Source organism: Vibrio ichthyoenteri ATCC 700023 (genome assembly GCF_000222605.1).
GTDB lineage: Bacteria > Pseudomonadota > Gammaproteobacteria > Enterobacterales > Vibrionaceae > Vibrio > Vibrio ichthyoenteri.
This window is the reverse complement of record NZ_AFWF01000069.1, coordinates 23,817-42,756: the sequence shown is the minus strand read 5'-3', so window position 1 is coordinate 42,756 and position 18,940 is coordinate 23,817. Positions and strand designations below refer to the sequence as shown.

At 45.2% G+C, this 18,940-nt stretch carries 15 protein-coding genes and 1 pseudogene; 6 read left to right on the top strand and 10 right to left on the bottom strand.

What is annotated here, in order from left to right; translation table 11 throughout:
• Positions 1-66 precede the first annotated feature (66 nt).
• Both RH85_RS06280 and RH85_RS06275 read left to right on the top strand, forming a co-directional pair.
• A complete protein-coding gene (locus tag RH85_RS06280) occupies positions 67-270 on the top strand; it encodes a hypothetical protein (RefSeq protein ID WP_006711369.1) in 204 nt (67 codons plus the stop codon).
• Between the two features lie 263 nt (positions 271-533).
• Positions 534-998: a DUF2846 domain-containing protein gene (locus RH85_RS06275; RefSeq protein WP_174269567.1), complete on the top strand. Its 465-nt coding sequence runs from the start codon at positions 534-536 to the stop codon at positions 996-998.
• Positions 999-1,057: 59 nt separating this feature from the next.
• On the opposite strand, the gene RH85_RS06270 is transcribed toward RH85_RS06275, so the two are convergent.
• A complete protein-coding gene (locus RH85_RS06270) occupies positions 1,058-1,939 on the bottom strand; it encodes a LysR family transcriptional regulator (RefSeq protein WP_006711367.1) in 882 nt (293 codons plus the stop codon).
• Positions 1,940-2,186: 247 nt separating this feature from the next.
• On the opposite strand from RH85_RS06270, the gene RH85_RS06265 reads away from it, so the two are divergent.
• The 3 genes and pseudogenes from RH85_RS06265 (at position 2,187) to speB (ending at position 5,628) form a co-directional block, all read left to right on the top strand.
• Entirely contained in the window at positions 2,187-2,543 is a 357-nt protein-coding gene (locus RH85_RS06265) for a MaoP family protein (protein WP_006711366.1), read from the top strand.
• Positions 2,544-2,785: 242 nt separating this feature from the next.
• Positions 2,786-4,698, top strand: a pseudogene (gene speA, locus RH85_RS06260) (arginine decarboxylase).
• Positions 4,699-5,628 (top strand): agmatinase, encoded by a 930-nt coding sequence (speB, locus tag RH85_RS06255; protein WP_005593388.1) that lies wholly within the window; start codon positions 4,699-4,701, stop codon positions 5,626-5,628.
• Between the two features lie 64 nt (positions 5,629-5,692).
• On the opposite strand, the gene RH85_RS06250 is transcribed toward speB, so the two are convergent.
• The 4 genes from RH85_RS06250 to RH85_RS06235 all read right to left on the bottom strand — a co-directional run bounded on the left by RH85_RS06250 (position 5,693) and on the right by RH85_RS06235 (position 9,375).
• A complete protein-coding gene (locus RH85_RS06250; RefSeq protein ID WP_006711365.1) occupies positions 5,693-6,085 on the bottom strand; it encodes a hypothetical protein in 393 nt (130 codons plus the stop codon).
• A gap of 235 nt (positions 6,086-6,320) precedes the next feature.
• Positions 6,321-7,709: an SLC13 family permease gene (locus RH85_RS06245; RefSeq protein ID WP_006711364.1), complete on the bottom strand. Its 1,389-nt coding sequence runs from the start codon at positions 7,707-7,709 to the stop codon at positions 6,321-6,323.
• 127 nt (positions 7,710-7,836) lie between these two features.
• Positions 7,837-8,682 carry an alpha/beta fold hydrolase gene (locus RH85_RS06240; protein ID WP_006711363.1) on the bottom strand — a complete coding sequence of 282 codons (846 nt, stop codon included), beginning with the start codon at positions 8,680-8,682 and terminating at the stop codon, positions 7,837-7,839.
• 99 nt (positions 8,683-8,781) lie between these two features.
• Positions 8,782-9,375 carry a TetR/AcrR family transcriptional regulator gene (locus RH85_RS06235; RefSeq protein WP_006711362.1) on the bottom strand — a complete coding sequence of 198 codons (594 nt, stop codon included), beginning with the start codon at positions 9,373-9,375 and terminating at the stop codon, positions 8,782-8,784.
• 215 nt (positions 9,376-9,590) lie between these two features.
• On the opposite strand from RH85_RS06235, the gene RH85_RS06230 reads away from it, so the two are divergent.
• Positions 9,591-10,613, top strand: coding sequence for an acyltransferase (locus RH85_RS06230; protein WP_006711361.1), 1,023 nt, complete (start codon positions 9,591-9,593; stop codon positions 10,611-10,613).
• Positions 10,614-10,722: 109 nt separating this feature from the next.
• Here RH85_RS06230 and RH85_RS06225 read toward each other — a convergent pair whose 3' ends face one another.
• The 5 genes from RH85_RS06225 to RH85_RS06205 form a co-directional block, all read right to left on the bottom strand.
• Positions 10,723-11,235 (bottom strand): hypothetical protein, encoded by a 513-nt coding sequence (locus RH85_RS06225; RefSeq protein ID WP_039948767.1) that lies wholly within the window; start codon positions 11,233-11,235, stop codon positions 10,723-10,725.
• A gap of 17 nt (positions 11,236-11,252) precedes the next feature.
• On the bottom strand, positions 11,253-11,639 hold the full coding sequence (locus RH85_RS06220; RefSeq protein ID WP_006711359.1) for an MAPEG family protein: 387 nt from the start codon (positions 11,637-11,639) through the stop codon (positions 11,253-11,255).
• 111 nt (positions 11,640-11,750) lie between these two features.
• Positions 11,751-13,871, bottom strand: coding sequence for a 1,4-alpha-glucan branching protein GlgB (glgB, locus tag RH85_RS06215; protein WP_420895794.1), 2,121 nt, complete (start codon positions 13,869-13,871; stop codon positions 11,751-11,753).
• Between the two features lie 291 nt (positions 13,872-14,162).
• Positions 14,163-16,346: a 4-alpha-glucanotransferase gene (gene malQ / locus RH85_RS06210; RefSeq protein WP_006711357.1), complete on the bottom strand. Its 2,184-nt coding sequence runs from the start codon at positions 16,344-16,346 to the stop codon at positions 14,163-14,165.
• 111 nt (positions 16,347-16,457) lie between these two features.
• Complete coding sequence (locus RH85_RS06205; RefSeq protein ID WP_006711356.1) at positions 16,458-18,911, bottom strand: glycogen/starch/alpha-glucan phosphorylase; 2,454 nt, start codon at positions 18,909-18,911, stop codon at positions 16,458-16,460.
• Between the last annotated feature and the right edge of the window lie 29 nt (positions 18,912-18,940).

Sequence of the window (18,940 nt, the reverse complement as noted above, 5' to 3'; positions counted from 1 at the left end):
TAGGAACTTGTTTCATCCGCCGTAATAGAGACAAGCATTGCAAGGATAAGCAATAGGAAATTGGCTATGTACTTACATTCATGCACGATCGTGCTTTGTGATCACTCAAAACTCATTTGTAAAACCGTCGACCAATCGCTAGGTATTATTGATTATCATGGAACATCCAATATTGATGCGATAGAAATCAAAGCCAAAGAAGGGGTTAGAGTTCACAGTTATCAAACTTTATCGATTGAAGAATCGATTGAGAGCTTAATGAATCTTTAAACCTACCGCTGGCAATCATCACCCCCCCCCCCCGCCTAGAGTTGCCTCTAGGCTCAGAGCTGTGCATCTTGATAAGATCTTCAGCTCTGTGCGTATTCCACTCCTTTTGTTCACGATAAGCAAAGCCATCTCACTCGCAAAATTGATCATTTATCATCAAATAGCTAGGGCTTCATTTTGCATCGCAAATATTCAATGCCCGTATGTTTGTTTATAAAACAATCAATTAAATTAGTGCGTTCAATCTATGGATAAAGGGAATTATCATGAAAAAAATGGGCTTAGCGCTTGCTCTTCTGCTCGGCGTCTCTGGTTGTGCCTCTGTGCCAACAGCGGATACGACTCAAAGCGATCAAGCATTGGAGTTTTCAACACCTAGCAAAGACAAGGCGGGTATCTATATCTACCGTGCCGATGCTTTTGCTGGCCAAGCGCTAAAGAAAGACGTCTACCTCAATGGTGAGTGCGTGGGTGAAACCGCCCCCGGGATCTTCTTCTATGAAGAAGTGGGGGGTGATAAAGAGCACACCATCGGCACTGAATCTGAGTTTTCGGCCAATAACATCACTCTGTATACTGAAACTGGGCGCCTCTATTTCGTAGAGCAATACATTAAGATTGGACTATTCGTTGGTGGGGCCAATTTAGAAGTGATTGAGGAAGAGGAAGGTCGAACCGAAGTCGCGAAAACCAAGATGGCGATAAAAGGGACTTGTACCAGCCAATAAGCTCGCTTAAAACAAAAAACCTCGTTCAATGACGAGGTTTTTTCAAAGCTTGATTGCGGTTAACTCTCAGCAGCGTTTTGCAAGCTGTAGGCTGTAATTGGATCGATATTTTTCACCAATTCTTCAACTTGTTTAATCGCATCCACCGATGTGCTCGCTTTACGGTAGCTCAAGTAAATTGGACGACACCACTCTTCTACGCCTTCCACTTTATGCAATTGTCCACTGCTAAAGAAGGGTTCAACCAGTGATGCAGGTAAGTAAGCACTACCACCTTTTTCCAAAATAAAGTCTAAAGCAATACGGGCAGTCGACGTTCTAAGATAAGGAGCCGGCACTTTTGAGTGACGCTCAGCATGTTCAGAAGCAAACTTGGTACCCCAGTCAACGTAAACATATTTATCACTAAAAACAGTATCGAATGAGTGCGAGTCGGTGGAAACCAAAAGAAGAACAACGTCAGCGACTTTTTTGCAATTCAATTCATCTGCTTTTATTTGATCAAAAGCAAAGGCCATATCCAGCGTGCGTTCTTGTAAACTACGAACCAAAGATTCGCGCCCCATCACTTCCGCCATAAAGCCATAACCGTCAAATGCTTCTGTCGTTGCACTCAAACAGTTTTGTAGGTAAGCGTCCCAAACATTGGGAGTACCACCCATGGTAAGTTGTAACTTTTTACCACTTTCTAGAGACAGTTCTAACTTTGCTTGTTGCAAGGTTGTCACCATAACCTCTGCATAACTAACTAAACGCTCCCCCGCAGAAGTCAGTTTAATGTTGTTACGGTCACGAATAAAAAGCTGAGTATCGAAATAACCCTCTAATTGCTTAATACGGGCACTTACGGCAGCTTGTGTTATATATAGGTTTTCAGCAGCACGTCCAAAATGGCGAACTTTCGCCAACTCTAAAAATGTTCTAAAGACTTTTACGTCCATTGTCATACCTCAGAAAATTGCACTGCAAGATTAGCAGGGAAATCCTAAATTAATAAAGCAAGAAAGTTCAAAATGTTACATTGATTTAACAATATTAATTAATGGATATAATAAAAATTTTTTGTTTTTCTTTTTGCAACTTTACGCCTAATTTTCGCCATATACCAATGCTGATTAGGGCGTTCTAATATTAAAGCTCAATGGCACTGGTCTTTAGTCCATTCCATACCATTTGAGGTTTATCGAAATGTCTGACACTGAATTTCGTCATGGCAAAAAACGCTTTTACGACAACACGAAATTTCCGCGTGGTTTTGCCAAGTCTGGCGATTTTACTCTTGCCGAAGAGGAAATCCTAACGCTTTATGGTGACACCATGTTTGGCTTAGAAACGGGTGAGTTATCGCCGCAGAATGCGGAAGAGAAACACTTTGTAAAAGTGATTGAGAACCCAGGAAAAGCAAAAACGAAACTTGAGCGTATTTGGTTGAAGTACATTCAACTCGCTCGTGGTCGTAAGCGATTCCATACTCTAAATGGTCGTAACAAACCTGATGCGTCTGAAGATTACTCTGAAGATAGCAGCCTGGTTGAAGAAGATTGATTTGTAAAAAAACGCCCCATACTCTGGGGCGTTTTTTTGTTGCTAAACAAGTTGAATTTACGACGATTTAGGCATATTTTTTACTCAACACTCCGTTGTCGAATCGATAATTTTAATTTGTTTTACTCCGTCTGCCATTTATCCGTTAATGCGCGCGACACGTAAGCCCTACAACGCCGTGTCAGGTGTGATATCAGCGTAATCTGATTCATGTTCTTCTCTCTATTTTCGTGAGAATAGATGTGGAAAAAACATCCCAATTAGACCGCGTGCGCGCGGATTACAACGTACATTACTGGAGCCAAGGTTTTTATGGCATTGATAACCAAGGCGAAGTGTACGTATCTCCTACCACCGACAAAGCGCACCAAATTCCATTAAGTAAAATTGTTACTCAATTAGAACAAAAGCAGCTTAGTTTGCCGGTGTTAGTTCGCTTTCCACAAATTCTGCACCAGCGCGTGCATGGTATTTGTCAGGCGTTCAACCAAGCTATTGAAGAGTATCAATACCCGAACAACTATCTTTTGGTTTACCCGATTAAGGTAAACCAGCAAAAAGAAGTGGTTGATGAGATTCTTGCTAGCCAAGCAAGCTTAGAAACCAAACAACTTGGCCTAGAAGCGGGTAGTAAGCCCGAGCTGCTTGCCGTGTTAGGTTTGGCGCAAAAAGCCAGCTCCGTGATTGTGTGTAACGGCTATAAAGACCGCGAATACATTCGACTAGCACTGATTGGCGAAAAGCTTGGCCATAAAGTATTCATTGTACTTGAAAAGCTCTCTGAACTTGATTTGGTTCTCACCGAAGCCAAGAGCCTTGGCGTGAAACCACGCTTAGGTATCCGTATTCGTTTGGCCTCACAGGGTGCCGGTAAATGGCAAGCAAGTGGCGGCGAAAAATCAAAATTTGGTTTATCGGCTTCCCAAGTACTGACCGTTATTGACCGCCTGAAGAAAGAAGATCAGTTGGATGCAATGCAACTGGTTCACTTCCACCTTGGTTCACAAATGGCGAACATTCGTGATATTCGTAATGGTGTGAATGAATCGGCACGCTTCTACTGTGAACTGCGTGAAATGGGCGCAAAAATCGATTTCTTTGATATCGGTGGTGGCCTAGCAGTCGATTACGACGGTACCCGCAGCCAATCATCAAGCTCGATGAACTATGGGCTGATTGAATACGCGCGAAATATCGTGTCAACCGTTGGTGATGTGTGCCAAGACTACGGGCAGCCAATGCCAGTGATTATTTCAGAATCTGGCCGTTCATTGACTGCACACCACGCCGTTTTGATCACCAACGTAATTGGCACTGAAACGTATCAACCAGAGCATATCGACGCGCCCCAAGATGACGCGCCGACGCTACTGCAAAATATGTGGCGCAACTTGCAAGCATTGCAAGAAGGCAGCGATGCGCGCGCATTGATTGAAATTTACAACGATACACAAAGTGACTTATCTGAAGTGCACTCACAATTTGCGATGGGTCTACTCAACCTGCCGCAACGCGCTTGGTCTGAACAAGTTTCACTGCGTATATACTTTGAGCTCCGACTCGTGCCTTGAGCACCAAAAACCGTTTCCATCGTCCAATTTTGGATGAATTGAACGAACGCTTGGCCGATAAGTTTTTTGTCAATTTCTCGCTGTTCCAATCATTACCAGATGCATGGGGTATTGACCAGGTCTTCCCTGTATTGCCTCTATCTGGCTTAGAAGAGTTGGAAGATCGTCGCGCGGTGATGCTCGATATCACCTGTGACTCTGATGGCGCCATTGAGCAGTACGTAGAAGGTCAAGGCATCGAAACAACATTGCCAGTACCAGCATGGAGCACAGACAAGCCCTATTTAATGGGTTTCTTCCTCGTCGGTGCCTACCAAGAAATTTTAGGTGACATGCATAACTTGTTTGGTGACACCCATAGTGCAGTCGTGACGGTAAATGATCACGGCGAAGCGATCATCGAGCGAATCGATGAAGGTGACACGGTTGAAGACATGCTGCGTTACGTTCACATTGACGTGGAAGACATTCGCGAGCATTATCGCGAGCTCGTTAACCAGCGAGTTAACCAACAAGAACAACAACAGGTACTGCAAGAGCTCGAACAAGGCCTCAGCGGTTACACCTATTTAGAGGATTTTTAAATGAATGATTTGTTTAGCAAAACCGATTATTCACTCTACTCGAATTCGATGAGCTTTATGCGCCGTCCTTACCTACGTAACCCTATTGGCAGCGATGCTGACTTGGTGGTACTGGGTGTCCCTCTGGATATGGCAACATCGGGCCGTCCTGGCGCACGTATGGGCCCAGATGCAATTCGTAGAGCATCAGTGAATCTTGCCTGGGAAGGTAAAAAATTCCCATGGGATTTCAATGTGTTTGATCGCGCTAAAGTCATTGATGCTGGTGATCTAGTATTCGATTGTGGCGATGCTGAAGACTTCACTTACCGCTTAGAAAAGGCGACCAGTGAAATCTTAAAAAATGGCAAGACCATGCTGGCGTTGGGTGGTGATCACTTCATCACACTGCCAATTCTACGTGCGTACGCGAAACACCACGGTGAGATGGCATTGATTCACTTCGATGCACACACTGATACGTATGCCAATGGCAGCGCTTACGACCACGGCACCATGTTCTACCATGCGCCGAAAGAAGGTCTGATCTCGCCTAAGCACTCGGTGCAAATTGGTATTCGTACCGAATACGAACAGCAAGATCATGCTTTCAATGTGATTAACGCGATGCAAGCGAATGACATGACAGCAACAGAAATCGTTGAGAAAGTACGTGGCATAGTGGGTGATAAGCCTGTTTATGTGACTTTTGATATCGACTGTCTAGACCCTGCTTTTGCTCCTGGCACGGGCACACCGGTTTGTGGTGGCCTAAATTCAGACAAAGTGCTGAAAATTCTTCGCGGATTCGCTGGAATGAACATCGTCGGCATGGACGTGGTAGAAGTATCACCGCCATACGACCACAGCGATGTAACGGCCCTTGCCGGTGCAACTGTCGCTCTTGAGCTTATGTACGCTTGGGCATCAAACAAGAAAGCAGCTGAATAATTCAACGCTTGATCAAAAAGAGCCTGTCGACTGACCGGCTCTTTTTTTATCTCAATGCAGAACGCTAGGGTTGAAACAGCGTCCAACCACTCTCCTTCTTGATAAAAGTGATCTTGTTGGTCATTTTCTTTACGTCGCCTTGTTTAAAATCACCAAACTCAGCTCGTAGCTGCATCAAATAAACTGGGGCAAAAAAGCCAGCACTTTCGTTGATGTAGTGGCTAAACTGGTCAAAATCCATCAAAAACTTTATTTCATGACTCATGTCGGCAATATACATTGTGTCGGATTGCTCATAACCGTTGAGCTTTTTGTGCTTGCTCACTTCATAAAGCGTCGGCATATCACGATTGAACTGGGTATAGTCAACATACTGCTGCAACATTTTCTTGTCCGATGGACCACCACAACCAACTAACAACAGCGCTAGAGCATAAAATAAGAGATGCTTTTTCATATCCGTACACAAAAGATAACGATTCCAAGAAGTAAAACTTTAACAATAAATGTTGGATGTGAATCTTATCTAACGTTGGTTTTGGGCAATCCTCTACCGGTAAAATTAAGATTTGTGATGAATTCGTGTTATTCACTCGGGTGCGGCCAAACATCACCATCTAGGTGGTCTCCCCAATATACAAAACGCCGAGCAAGCTCGGCGTTTTTACGTAGATTTCTCTTGCGGTTAGACGCTAAGACCAGAACAGCATCGCTATCACCGTCAAGGCCGCAATACAGACAATATTCAGCACTATCCCAACTCGCATCATTTCACTCTGCTGGATATGACCAGAGCCAAATACGATGGCATTCGGTGGCGTCGCAACTGGCAGCATAAAAGCACATGAGGCTGAAACCGCTATCAACACCGAAAGAATAACCGGCGAAAGCCCAAACGCCTCAGCAACACTGGCAAATACTGGGATCAGTAATGCAGCACTGGCTGTGTTACTGGCAAACTCCGTGAGAAACACCACGAAAGCGGCGATCACCACAACGATAAAGAACAACCCCATATGAGAAATCATTTCGCTCAGCCCATTGGCAAGAAAAACACTTGCTCCCGTCGCTTTTAAAACGTTACTCAAACAGATACCACCACCAAACAGCAGTAACACACCCCAATCTGCCGTTTTCTCAATATCCTTCCAATGCACTACGCGCGCAAAGTTAACCGCGACAATCGCACTTAAGGCAACAATGGTGTCAAATTTGGCATAGCCTCCTAACATCGCATTAATCGGTTTACTGAAAATCCAGAAAAAAACCGTCGCGGCAAAAATCGCTAAAGTAACGACTTTCCCTTTATCCCAATGCACCGGTTCGTGGTTGAGTTCAAACTCGCCGTTCAACTCCGGTTTCAGCGCAGTATAAAGCACCACAATTGCCACTGGTAACAAGACGGCCGCGGTAGGCAAACCAAATGCCATCCATTCGGTAAAGGTCAAGCCAACTTCAGCGGCAGCAATCGCATTTGGTGGACTACCCACAATGGTCGCGATACCACCGATACTGGCACTGTATGCAATACCTAGCAGCACGAATACATAGGTTTTATGGCCACTTTCTTCGTTCACCTTGCTCAATACACCTAAAACTAAAGGCAGCATCATCGCAGTGGTGGCGGTATTACTAATCCACATTGAAAGTAACGCAGTCACACCAAACAGCATAAACACCGCGGTACTCATTTTACCTTTGGCAATGATCAGCACTTTATCTGCGATCACTTTATCCAAACCTTGTCGGTGCATTGCCGCCGCCAAAGCAAAACCACCAAGAAAGAGGAAAATGATTGAATTGGCAAAGTTGTTAAGGGCAGTCTGAGTATCAAACACACCGAACAATACCGCCATCACTGGAACTAAAATCGCTGTCACCGTGACATGCAGCGCTTCCGTTAGCCAAAGAATAGCGACGAAAATCAACATACTTAGGCCAAGTACGACTTGCGGATCAAACGGTAGATTAAAGTAGAGTGCAGCAAATAGGGCGATATCAGCCAATATGATCAGACTATTGCGGTTAATTAACCATTCTCGGGTATTACTGGGTAGGGGGACACTATCGTTCTTATTCATTATTATTTTCCTTATGAGGGCCAGATGGCATATGAAATGATCCCACATAACCCTCTAAGGAAATATTTTGCCTTGCGAATTTGTTAACCATGTCAACATTATGGTTATAGATGTTAAGATATTGATTCTAAATTAGGTTGTCGAAGCTATCCATGACCTGTTGGCACATCATGACTCGCCCATGCCCTTGGCCTTGTGTCGCCACCAACGTCACATTTTTCATCTCATTCGCGGCGCGTTGTGACACTGCAAATTTAGTAAATTTGTCTTGTTCATCATGGACAATCATGGTTTTTGATTGGCGCTGAGCAAGCTTGTTATAAGGATCTATCGATTGAATCGGATAACGATATTGCGCTTCGATTTCTTGCACCACATCATTAAACAGGCGCATCGAATAGCCTGAACGCGCAACACTACCAAATAAATTGTCGAGATAATCCAGTACTGGAGCGATAAGCAGCAAGGGTTTATCCACCAATTTTATATGATGACACTCAATCGCTGAAGCTGTCCCCATGCTGTGACCCGCAAGCCCTGCGACTTCATCAACACTATCTAAAATGGCTTCTAGGCCACCAACAAATGCCGGGATATGCCCGTATCGCCCTTCACTTTCACCATGCCCCGGATGATCATAAGCCAGAGCGGTATAACCGCGACTGGCAATATGTTCCATCAGAGGGAAAAACTGACTGGCCGTACCTGACCAACCATGAGTCAGAACCCATACTGGGCCACAACCAAGAGAATACGTACTCAGAGTGCCCTCTTTGGAGATCACTTGGCCTTTAACTAAACCCTGAGGTTCGCTATTTTTTGGCTTATTTCGCATCGGCGTAAGCAGTAATTTACGCGCAGTATTACGAGCATGATGCGGCGCCAAGCGATGATGCAAGCGGGTAGATACATTCACCAAGCTACGTTTAAAACTAAACTTGTTCGATGTATTGAAGTAAATTTTTTCGCTCATTGCTTCGGTTCCTTTGCACTATCACCATAAACGAACGACCGTGCTATTTATGGTTATTAATCGATTAGAGAGAAGGCTATCTTCTCTCCATTTATCTCACTAATGATGTTTCCAATCGCAGATTAAGCGATCGATACCGAGCCAAAAATGGCCTTGGCTGACTTGTTCTCCGCGGATCGAATAAAACAAATGAGCACTTAAATAGAGTCCATACAGTTCAAATGTGGCTTGTTGAGCATCTAGGTCTGCTCGAAATTGCCCTTGCTCAATGCCTTTGGTGACCTGTATTTCCAAGTAACCAATCCACATCGCCACGGTTTTCTTTAACACCACTTGTAATGGCGTATTGGCGCTTGAGTTCTCTTTCCACGCATCCAAAAACATGCAACTGCCTTGAAAAGAGTGGTTCCAACCTAACCAATTACCCAGTAAAGTTTTCAGCTTATGCGTTATATCGTCATCACCAAGGCTGCGTGCTGGCGCAATAACACGTTGAATAAACACTTGGTTGGCGTGCTCTATCACCGCTATTTGTAAATTCTCTTTGGAATTAAAATGGGCAAACAAACCGCTCTTAGACATCGAGCACTGCTTTGCCAGCTCACCGATGGTTAAGCTTTCCAATCCATTCTTACTTGCCAGCTCAAAAGCCGTCGCCAAAATGACTTCGCGAGTTAATCGACCTTTACTCATGATCTAACCGTATTGCTTTTACTTTCTCTATTTTTAGCACGGTCGTACTTATTTGCAACCCTAACGAACGATTTACTTAAGACAACAAAGTTGATTTGCATCTCGAATTTAAAAACATTCATTGAAAATCAACATTGAAATTGACAGATATCCATTGCACGCAAGCGTTTTCCTGCTAGCGTTGGCGCGCTTTTAATGAACATAGAAATAAAACAATGGAATCAAAAAAAATCACCAGCATTGAGCTCGGCCGCCTAATCGCGATTTTTGTCGTAGTCGCAATGCACTGCCAGATGTTTCTGAGCTACTTTCTCTATCAAGACACCCCATGGTTTGGCTATATTTTTAACCAATCGACCCGCTTTGCTGTTCCGCTGTTTTTCTTGATTTCAGGTTATCTGATCCAACCCAAACTCACCGCAACACCAATGGAAACCGTCAAACGTTACTGTGCTCCACTTCTCCGTGTCTTCATCGTTTGGAGTGTAATTTGTCTCGCAATGCCATTTAACCTCCATAAGTTAATGACCGAAGGTTACCTCGCAGAGCGCAGCGGCTACTGGGGCTTTCTTGCTCAATCGCCACTCAATACTCTATTGGAAGGCGGGTTAGTGCATCTGTGGTTTATTCCAGCACTGATGATTGCTGCGTTGATCACCGCGTTATTCGCCAAAGCCGACAAGCTCAACTGGCTAATCCCGTTCGCTGCGGTTCTGTACATTTATGGCGTACTAGCTGGCAGTTACCAGAACATTACCGAATTATGGACACCATTTTTCACCCGCAATGGCCCATTCTTCAGTACGTTAATGTTTGTGATTGGCTTTGTTATTCGCCAAAAGGACATTCAAGTGACGGCCCTGCAAGCGATGGTGATGGCATTAGTAGGAATGGCGATGCACTTTGCCGAAGCGTATTGGCTAGTCACTTACCAACAGCCTTTTAATGGCAATGACTTCCTCTTTGGCACCATGCTGTGGGGAACTGGGATTTTCTTATTCCTATTAGCAAAACCAAATATGGGTAACACCCCATGGGTGCTTAGTTTGTCTAAGTCGGTACTGCCGATTTACGTGGCACACTTACCTGTGATCATTTTTATGATGAATGTAAGCGGCCTACTGGAAGTGACTGGACCAGCTAAAGACGCTTTAGTCTTCTCTGGCACCGTAGTGATTACACTAGCGTTGGTGAAAGGCCTTGAGCGCACTCCACTGAACAAGTGGCTGTTCCGCTAGAAGCACACCATAACCGATGTTCAAACCGCAGCATTGACTGCGGTTTGTTATCGATATGAATTTACCAAATTCGTACTATCCATTTCCGAGTTATCCATTTCCAAACTATTCACTTTCGCGCTAAATCACGTGCAAGAATCAGTGCCAGGCCAAATACCTGCAAAAACAAACTGATATTTCGATACCAAGCGATACGGTCATCCAATAGGTTCATCTGCTCAGTCAGCGTTATATTTTTTAAATAAAAGCCATCAATTTGATTACGGTACTCTTGTTGCCCACCATCAATCATTTCCATTAACTGCAGAACATTGTGCTTAACCAATGGGGGAATTGACAGGTTAAGCCACTTACGCAGCTCTGCTCTCATCGCATGCGCCACCTCTTCAACCGGTGTAGGTTGAGCGACATAAAGCAGCAAATATTCTCGTTTTCGTTCCAACGTTTCTACACTGTTCCACGCCAATTGAATGGAATACAAATTATCTTGTTTACGCTCCGTTAATAATGCCCTCTTACCCCCAAGATCCTCCAATACGATACTCGACATCAAGATCGCTAAAATATTAAGAATCAGTCCAACCAACACCAACAACCATGCTGGTGGCCAATCTAATCTCATCTTATTGCCCAACGCCATTACCACAATTTATCGAAGGGTAGATAAATCAAGTTAAGTACGACCAATGCAAACATGGTGGCAAAGGTTAGTTTCATCCCCATAACCCGGCCTTTCAGATCTTGCGCCAAAATAGCTCGCGCATGAACAATGCGCCCAACTAAAAACAAGATCCCCAAACCATGAATAAGTAAAACATTTGCACCGTTGAACTCCAGTAACGCTAATAAAATGACCGTTATCGGAATGGAATCAACCGCATTCCCTTGCGCACTGCGAGCAATTTGTAGCCCTTCAATACCGCCATCAGCATAAGCCACTCTGTTCTTGCGGCGCTGCTTAATCACTTGAACCGCCAACCACATCATCAATAGTGCCAACAAGGCTGCATAAAGCGCTGTAATCATACAATTTCTCCTTTTCAATCAGTGTAGGAGATATTCATCATCTTGCGAGTTAACCGTGGCGACAAAAAAGCCCCTCAAATGAGGGGCTCGTACATCAATATAGGATTTTCGTTAGGCCATTTTATAAAACAGCGTCGAGAGGGGTGGCACACTGATCAATAATGATTGTGCTTGGCTCTCACTTTCAATCGCTTCGGTTGAAAGTGTTGAATGCACAGGATAATCACTACCATCATATCCTTTCGCGTCGGTATTAAGCAGCAATTGATAATCACCCGCCAATGGCACGCCCAAACGGAATTCCTGATGTGGAACCGGTGTAAAGTTGGTGATCACAAGCACTCTCTCTCCTTGCTCACTGATCCGCTCATGGGCCAAGATACTGGCATCTTCGGCATCTTGTAAGCGCCATTCAAAGCCGTTGGGTTCGCAATCCAACTCGAACAATGCCGGTTGTGCTCGGTAGAGGGCATTGAGATCTCGAGTCAGCTTGTGCACCCCTTGGTGACGTTCAAATTGCAGTAAGAACCACTGCAACTGATCATCATGGTTCCACTCACCCGTTTGACCAAATTCCGCCCCCATAAAGTTGAGCTTTTTGCCCGGTTGACCATACATGTAGCCCATGTAGGCACGTAAGTTTGCGGTTTGCTGCCACTCGTCGCCAGGCATCTTGTTGTGGATAGATCCCTTTCCGTATACCACTTCATCATGCGACAAAGAGAGTACATAGTTTTCACTATGGGCATAAATTAACGGGAAGGTAATGGTGTTATGGTGATATTTTCTGTGCACCGGATCTTGTTGGATATACGACAAGCTGTCATGCATCCAACCCATGTTCCATTTAAAACCAAAGCCTAAACCGCCCATAAAGGTTGGCGCAGAAACGCCGGGAAACGCTGTTGATTCTTCAGCAATGGTCATCGCATTCGGGAAGTGTTTATACACCTCTTCGTTCATCCATTTTAAGGTCGCGATGGCGTCATAATTCTCGTTACCACCATCAATATTCGGTACCCATTGGTCATGGCTGCGCGAGTAATCAAGATAGAGCATCGATGCCACAGCATCCACGCGAATACCATCGATATGAAATTGCTCAAACCAGTACAACGCGTTGGAGACTAAGAAACGACGAACATTTTCACGCCCCATATCGTAGATAAATGAATTCCAATCTTGATGCCAACCGCGACGAGGGTCCGGATCGTGGTAGAGTGGCGTACCATCAAAATTAGCCAGACCATGATCATCTGACGGGAAGTGCGCAGGCACCCAATCCAGCACTACGCCAAGACCGGCTTGGTGACAGGCATCAACAAAGAACTTAAAGTCATCAGGTGAACCAAAACGGCTGGTTGGAGCGAATAAGCCCACTGGCTGATAGCCCCATGAACCATAAAACGGGTGTTCTGAAACCGGCATCAGTTCAACATGGGTGTAACCCATATCGACGAGATAAGGCACCAGTTGTTCTGCTAGTTGACGATAATTGAGAAACTCATTGTTCTCATCACGGCGCCATGAACCCGGATGTAACTCATAGAATGACAGCGCTTGTTTGCGCTTTTCTGTTACTGGGCGCTGCTGCCATTGGCTATCTTGCCATTGGTATCGCCCATGATCGTAAGTCACTGATGAGAAAGAAGGATGTTGCTCAGCATAGAATCCCCAAGGGTCGGCCTTATGCGGAAGCCCTTCTCCCTGCGGTCCCTTCATCTCAAATTTGTAACGCGTACCCTCTGCTAGTTCAGGGATAAAGATCCCCCAAATACCATAATCCAAACGTTGTAACGGAGTACGACGACCATCCCAATGATTAAAATCTGCGACTACGCTACATGCGCTGGCATGCGGTGCATACACTAAAAAACGCGTACCGCTGATAGACTTACCATCACGCTCAATGGTGACGAACTGCGCCCCCATATGGTGATACATCGCTTTCGGCGTATGCAAATCATCATATTCAGCGTAAATACCATGGTATTGGTAAGGATCATCAATAATCTGTTCTGAGCCGTTCCAATCCACAGCTAATTGGTAGTGGGTAAAACGCAAATCGCGTGATTGAGGTAGGACAAAACCCGAGTCGCCTTGGCGAACCAACTCAACACGAGGTTCACCATCAATTAATAATGCAACGTTGTCGGCACCGGGCATCCATACCCTAAGAGATCCCTCACTTGGTGGTAAGTAAGGGCCTAAAAAAGCAAAAGGGTCTGCCATTGAAGCATGTGAAAGTTGCTGATAAGCCTGTGTTATTTTATCTATAGTCTTGGTGTTCAAGTTATTCTCTCCCTAGCCTAACTTTCGGCTTAGCAGTGACTCAATACTTAGTTGAGGCACTTAACAAGCAAAAGCCTGCTTAACAAAATACTTCTCCGCTAAGCAGGCAAATCAACCTAATTATTTAGGTGTAAAATTTCATATAGTCTTTGTCTATAGTAACCAAATTTGGTTAACAATTGAGTGACCCATCCATAATTTTTTCATGCCATATTTTTACGTCATATATTGTTATATGCGACTGGCTTTCTCACGCATCTGGGTCAACTTATCGGCTACGCGATTGACTCGTGCATCAGAAAATACATCATCTAAATTGAGCGTGAGTTTACGACGCCAGTTCGGATACTCATCCACAGTACCAGGAATATTGACCGGATTATCCATTTGTAGCCAATCTTCCAACTGCACACTCATCAAAGCCGAAGAACCACCAGCAAGGTGTACTTGCAAAGCTTCAGCTAAGTTTTCATCCATCGCGACATATTGAGCATCACGCCCAGTACTTTCTGGTAAATGGCCATGCCATGCCACCGAATCCAAGATACCTTGCTTGCTTTTCAAGCGCTGATCAAACAATCTTTGTAGCTGCAATGGATCTGGATACAAGCCCAACTCTTGGCCCATTTTAAGATCATCGCAGTGCCAAAATCCACGCAACGTTGGCATGTCATGTGTGCACAATGCCGACATTGATTGCCCAGCATAATGCGCAGGAGAAAGGTAACCACCATCTTGCTTTGACGTCTCAAAAAAGAACACTTTATAAGAATGAACACCGGCATCACGTAAGATATCGATGATTTCATCAGGTACCGTACCAAGATCCTCACCAATCACACTGCACTGCTGGCGATGAGATTCCAGCGCTAAAATCGCCAACATCTCTTCCACCGGATAGTAAACATACGCGCCTTGCGTTGCTTGATCACCTTTAGGAATCCACCACAAACGCAGCAATCCTAATACGTGATCGATACGTAGCGCTCCGCAATGCTGCATGTTCGCCCGTAATAATTGGATATAAGCGTCAAATCCATTGGCTTGCAATGCTTGTGGGTCAAGCGGTGGTAATCCCCAATTTTGGCCTAGCGGTCCTAGAATATCTGGCGGAGCACCAATACTGGCATCCAGCGCAAGATTGCCTTTATCCGCCCACGTTTCCGCACCAGAGTCCGCCACCCCTACCGCTAAATCACGATAAATACCAAGCGCCATACCTTTTTGCTTTGCCAGCATTTGAGCTTCATTCACTTGGCTATCGGCAACCCACTGCAGATACATGTACAAATGGACTAAATCTTGATTATCTGCACTAAACTGCTCAACCGCACGGCTATCGAAACGGCGATACTTTTCAGGGAAAACAGGCCACCCCCAAATCTGAGTATCTTGCGCATGTAAAACACTGTGCAACGCATCAAAGGTTGCTTGATGGCGTAAGCTTTCTCCCCCTTGCTCGACAAAATCAAGGAAAGCGGCCGCACGCTCACTATTGGGGTCTAGATGACGTTTCTTAAATTCGCTAAACAGTAGTGGCAATACTGAGAGTTTAAGGCTCGCAACTTCGCTGTAATTAACCCAGTGTGAATCTCGAGCTTGTTGCAAACGTTGTTGAAATTCAGCACTACCGACCAGCTGCTGCGCCTCGGTCGAAAGCGAAAACTCCGGCACCGAGCTGACATCGATGTAGAGAATATTCAACCAACGACGTGACGACGGGCTATAAGGACTCGCCGCTTCAGGATTAGCCGGAAACAAAGCATGAATCGGGTTGAGGCCAACAAAATCTCCCCCACGCTGAGCAATCTCGCCAACCAACTGCTTTAAGTCACCAAAATCGCCCATTCCCCAGTTGTGAGAAGTGCGTAAAGTGTAAAGCTGGATGCTAGGTCCCCACATCTTTTTGCCATTATCCATTTCTGGTTGCTTGTAACAGGCGCTAGGAGTGCGAATCAACGTCATCACATAAGGGGCTTTTCTGCGTTTACGTTCAACGCTGAGTTGGTGGTAACCCCAAGGCAAATCATTAGGTAACGAGAACACTAACGGGCCGCCTTTATCTCGCTCATCGCGAATGATTTGGGATTGAAGATAACCGCCATATTCCTCACCATTTTCGGTGATTAAGCGCCAGCTAAAATCACTTTCACGAGCACTCACACCAAGATGCAGTGGAATTTCGATGGCTTGTTGATCATTAAACACCATGACAGATTTTAATAAATCCGGTTTGTGCTTTTTACGCGCGGAGTTTAGCAGTTGCTCGTCACCGCTGGTGTCGTAACCCAAAGCGTTCAACAAACTCACGATAGTTTGCTGCTCTACCGGGGTCTCTTCACCCCATGCGCTGACATAGTGATCGGCGATTCTCGCCATTTCAGCGACTTGCTTTAACGTGTTTGAACTTATCATCACATTCTCCTACGCGTAGGAAGCATACATCATTGCCACGCATAGCCTTTATCGGAAGGGAGCCGCTTCCAACACACCCAAGGTTAGAAACGGCTGACTGACTCTTAACGCTTAACGCTTAACGCTTTCTAGCTGCCAAATGTTATTGACGTAGTCACGAATACTGCGGTCTGAACTGAATTTACCCACCAGCGCAGTATTTAAGATCGCTTTTTTCGCCCAGCCTGCCTGATCACGATACTGTTTACCCATGTCTTCATGCGCTTGGATGTACGAAGCGAAATCAGCCAATACCAAATACGGATCGCCGCCATCAAGTAAGCTATCGTAAGTGGCGCGCAACTTACCCGGCTCGCCTGGGGTAAATTCATCACCAAGCAACAAGTCCAGTGACGCTTTCAATAATGGGTCGGCATTGTAGTAATCATACGGGTTATAGCCACCGCTGCGTACTTGCTCGACTTCATCAATATCTAGGCCGAAGATATAGATATTGTCATCACCTACTTCTTCGCGAATTTCAACATTAGCGCCATCCATGGTACCAATCGTCAACGCCCCATTAAGCGCCATCTTCATGTTACCGGTGCCCGACGCTTCTTTACCTGCAGTCGAAATTTGTTCCGACACATCAGCGGCAGGAATAATAATTTCCGCCAAGCTCACACGGTAATCCGGCATAAACACCACTTTGAGCTTGTTGCCGATGCGAGGATCGTGATTGATCTTCTCAGCAATCATATTCAAGGCGTAGATAATTTGTTTTGCGAGGTGATAACCTGGCGCCGCTTTAGCAGCAAAGATAACGACGCGTGGTGTCATCTCAAAATCAGGGTCGTTAAGCAGGCGATGATAGAGCGATAAAATATGCAACATATTAAGATGCTGACGCTTATATTCGTGCAGACGTTTTATCTGTACATCGAAGATCGCGTTGGTATCCAGATCAATATCCATATTCTGTTTGACCCAATCCGCAAGGCGCTGCTTATTGGCCTTTTTCACCGCCATGAATTGCTGCTGGAATTCCGCATCATTGGCGTATTGCGAAATGGCTTCTAATTGGTCAAGTTTAGCTGGCCACTCGTCACCAATTTTGTCGGTGATTAATTGGCTCAAGTCAGGGTTACAGAACTTCAACCAACGACGTGGCGTAATGCCATTGGTGACGTTTTGTAAGCGTCCCGGATAAAGCTCATTGAACTCTGGAAATAAGTCACGCTTAACCAATTGTGAGTGCAGCGCTGCTACGCCATTGACGGCATATGCCCCCACCACGCATAGGTTCGCCATGCGCACCATGCGATGGAAACCTTCTTGAATAATCGACAGTTTCTGCTGCTTGGCCACATCGCCCGGCCACTTGGCGCGAACGTCTTGCAAAAACAGATGGTTAATTTGATAGATAATTTCCATATGACGCGGCAACAAACGTTGAATCAAAGATTCACTCCACGTTTCGAGTGCCTCTGGCAGTAAGGTATGGTTGGTGTAAGCAAAGGTCTTAGAACAAATCGCCCATGCCTCAGCCCATTCCAGCCCTTTTTCATCCATGAAAATACGCATCAATTCAGGAATGGCGATCGTTGGGTGAGTATCATTCAGTTGAATCGTTTCATATTGAGGTAACGATTCTAAAGCGTGGCCCGCTTCTTCGTGACGACGAAGAATATCGCGTACTGAAGCAGCACTATGGAAATACTGCTGCATTAAGCGCAAGGTTTTACCCTTTTCATGGTTATCGTTTGGATAGAGAACCTTGGTAATGTTGCCGGCATCAATCAGCGCATGCTGCGCTTCAAAGTAGTTACCATTATTAAAGCTTTCTAGTGAGAAAGGGGCAATCGCACGGCACTCCCACAAACGCAGCGGGTACACTGTTTCACTTTGATAGCCAACAATGGGAATATCCCACGGCATGGCTTTTACTGACATGCCCGGCACCCAACGACGACGCTCGCGGCCTTGGTCTTGATACACTTCTACGTGCCCATAAAAACCAATTTGTTGTGCAAGCTCCGGACGAGCAATCTCCCATGGATAGCCTTCAACGCCACACCATGCATCAGGGGCTTCTTTTTGGTGGCCATTCTCAAAAGACTGCTTAAACAGCCCATATTCATAATGCAAACCGTAACCCACAGTTGGGTATTCTTGTGCTGCCAATGAATCCATATAACAAGCGGCAAGGCGACCTAAACCACCATTACCAAGTGATGGGTCACGCTCTTCTTCAAGAAGGTCGGTTAAATTTTGTCCCAACTCATTCATGGCTTCCGTGATCTGCTCATATAAGCCCATGCTGATCAAGTTGTTGCCTGTCAGACGACCAATCAAAAACTCCAAAGATAAGTAGTTGACGCTTTTCGCATTGCGAATACGCTCATCTTGTTCTGTTTCTAATAGATCAAAAGTGGTTATTTCCGCTAATGCGCGCCCCATCGCCAGATACCAAGCACGGCTTGACGCTTGTTCAATCGTCGTGGCATAAGTAGCACTGAGGTGTTTTTTAACACTGTTCTGAAATGAGGTTTTATCGAATTGGGTCTGTTGTGTCGGTTTCATCGGCGAGATCCTTTCTATTTCTCTATGGG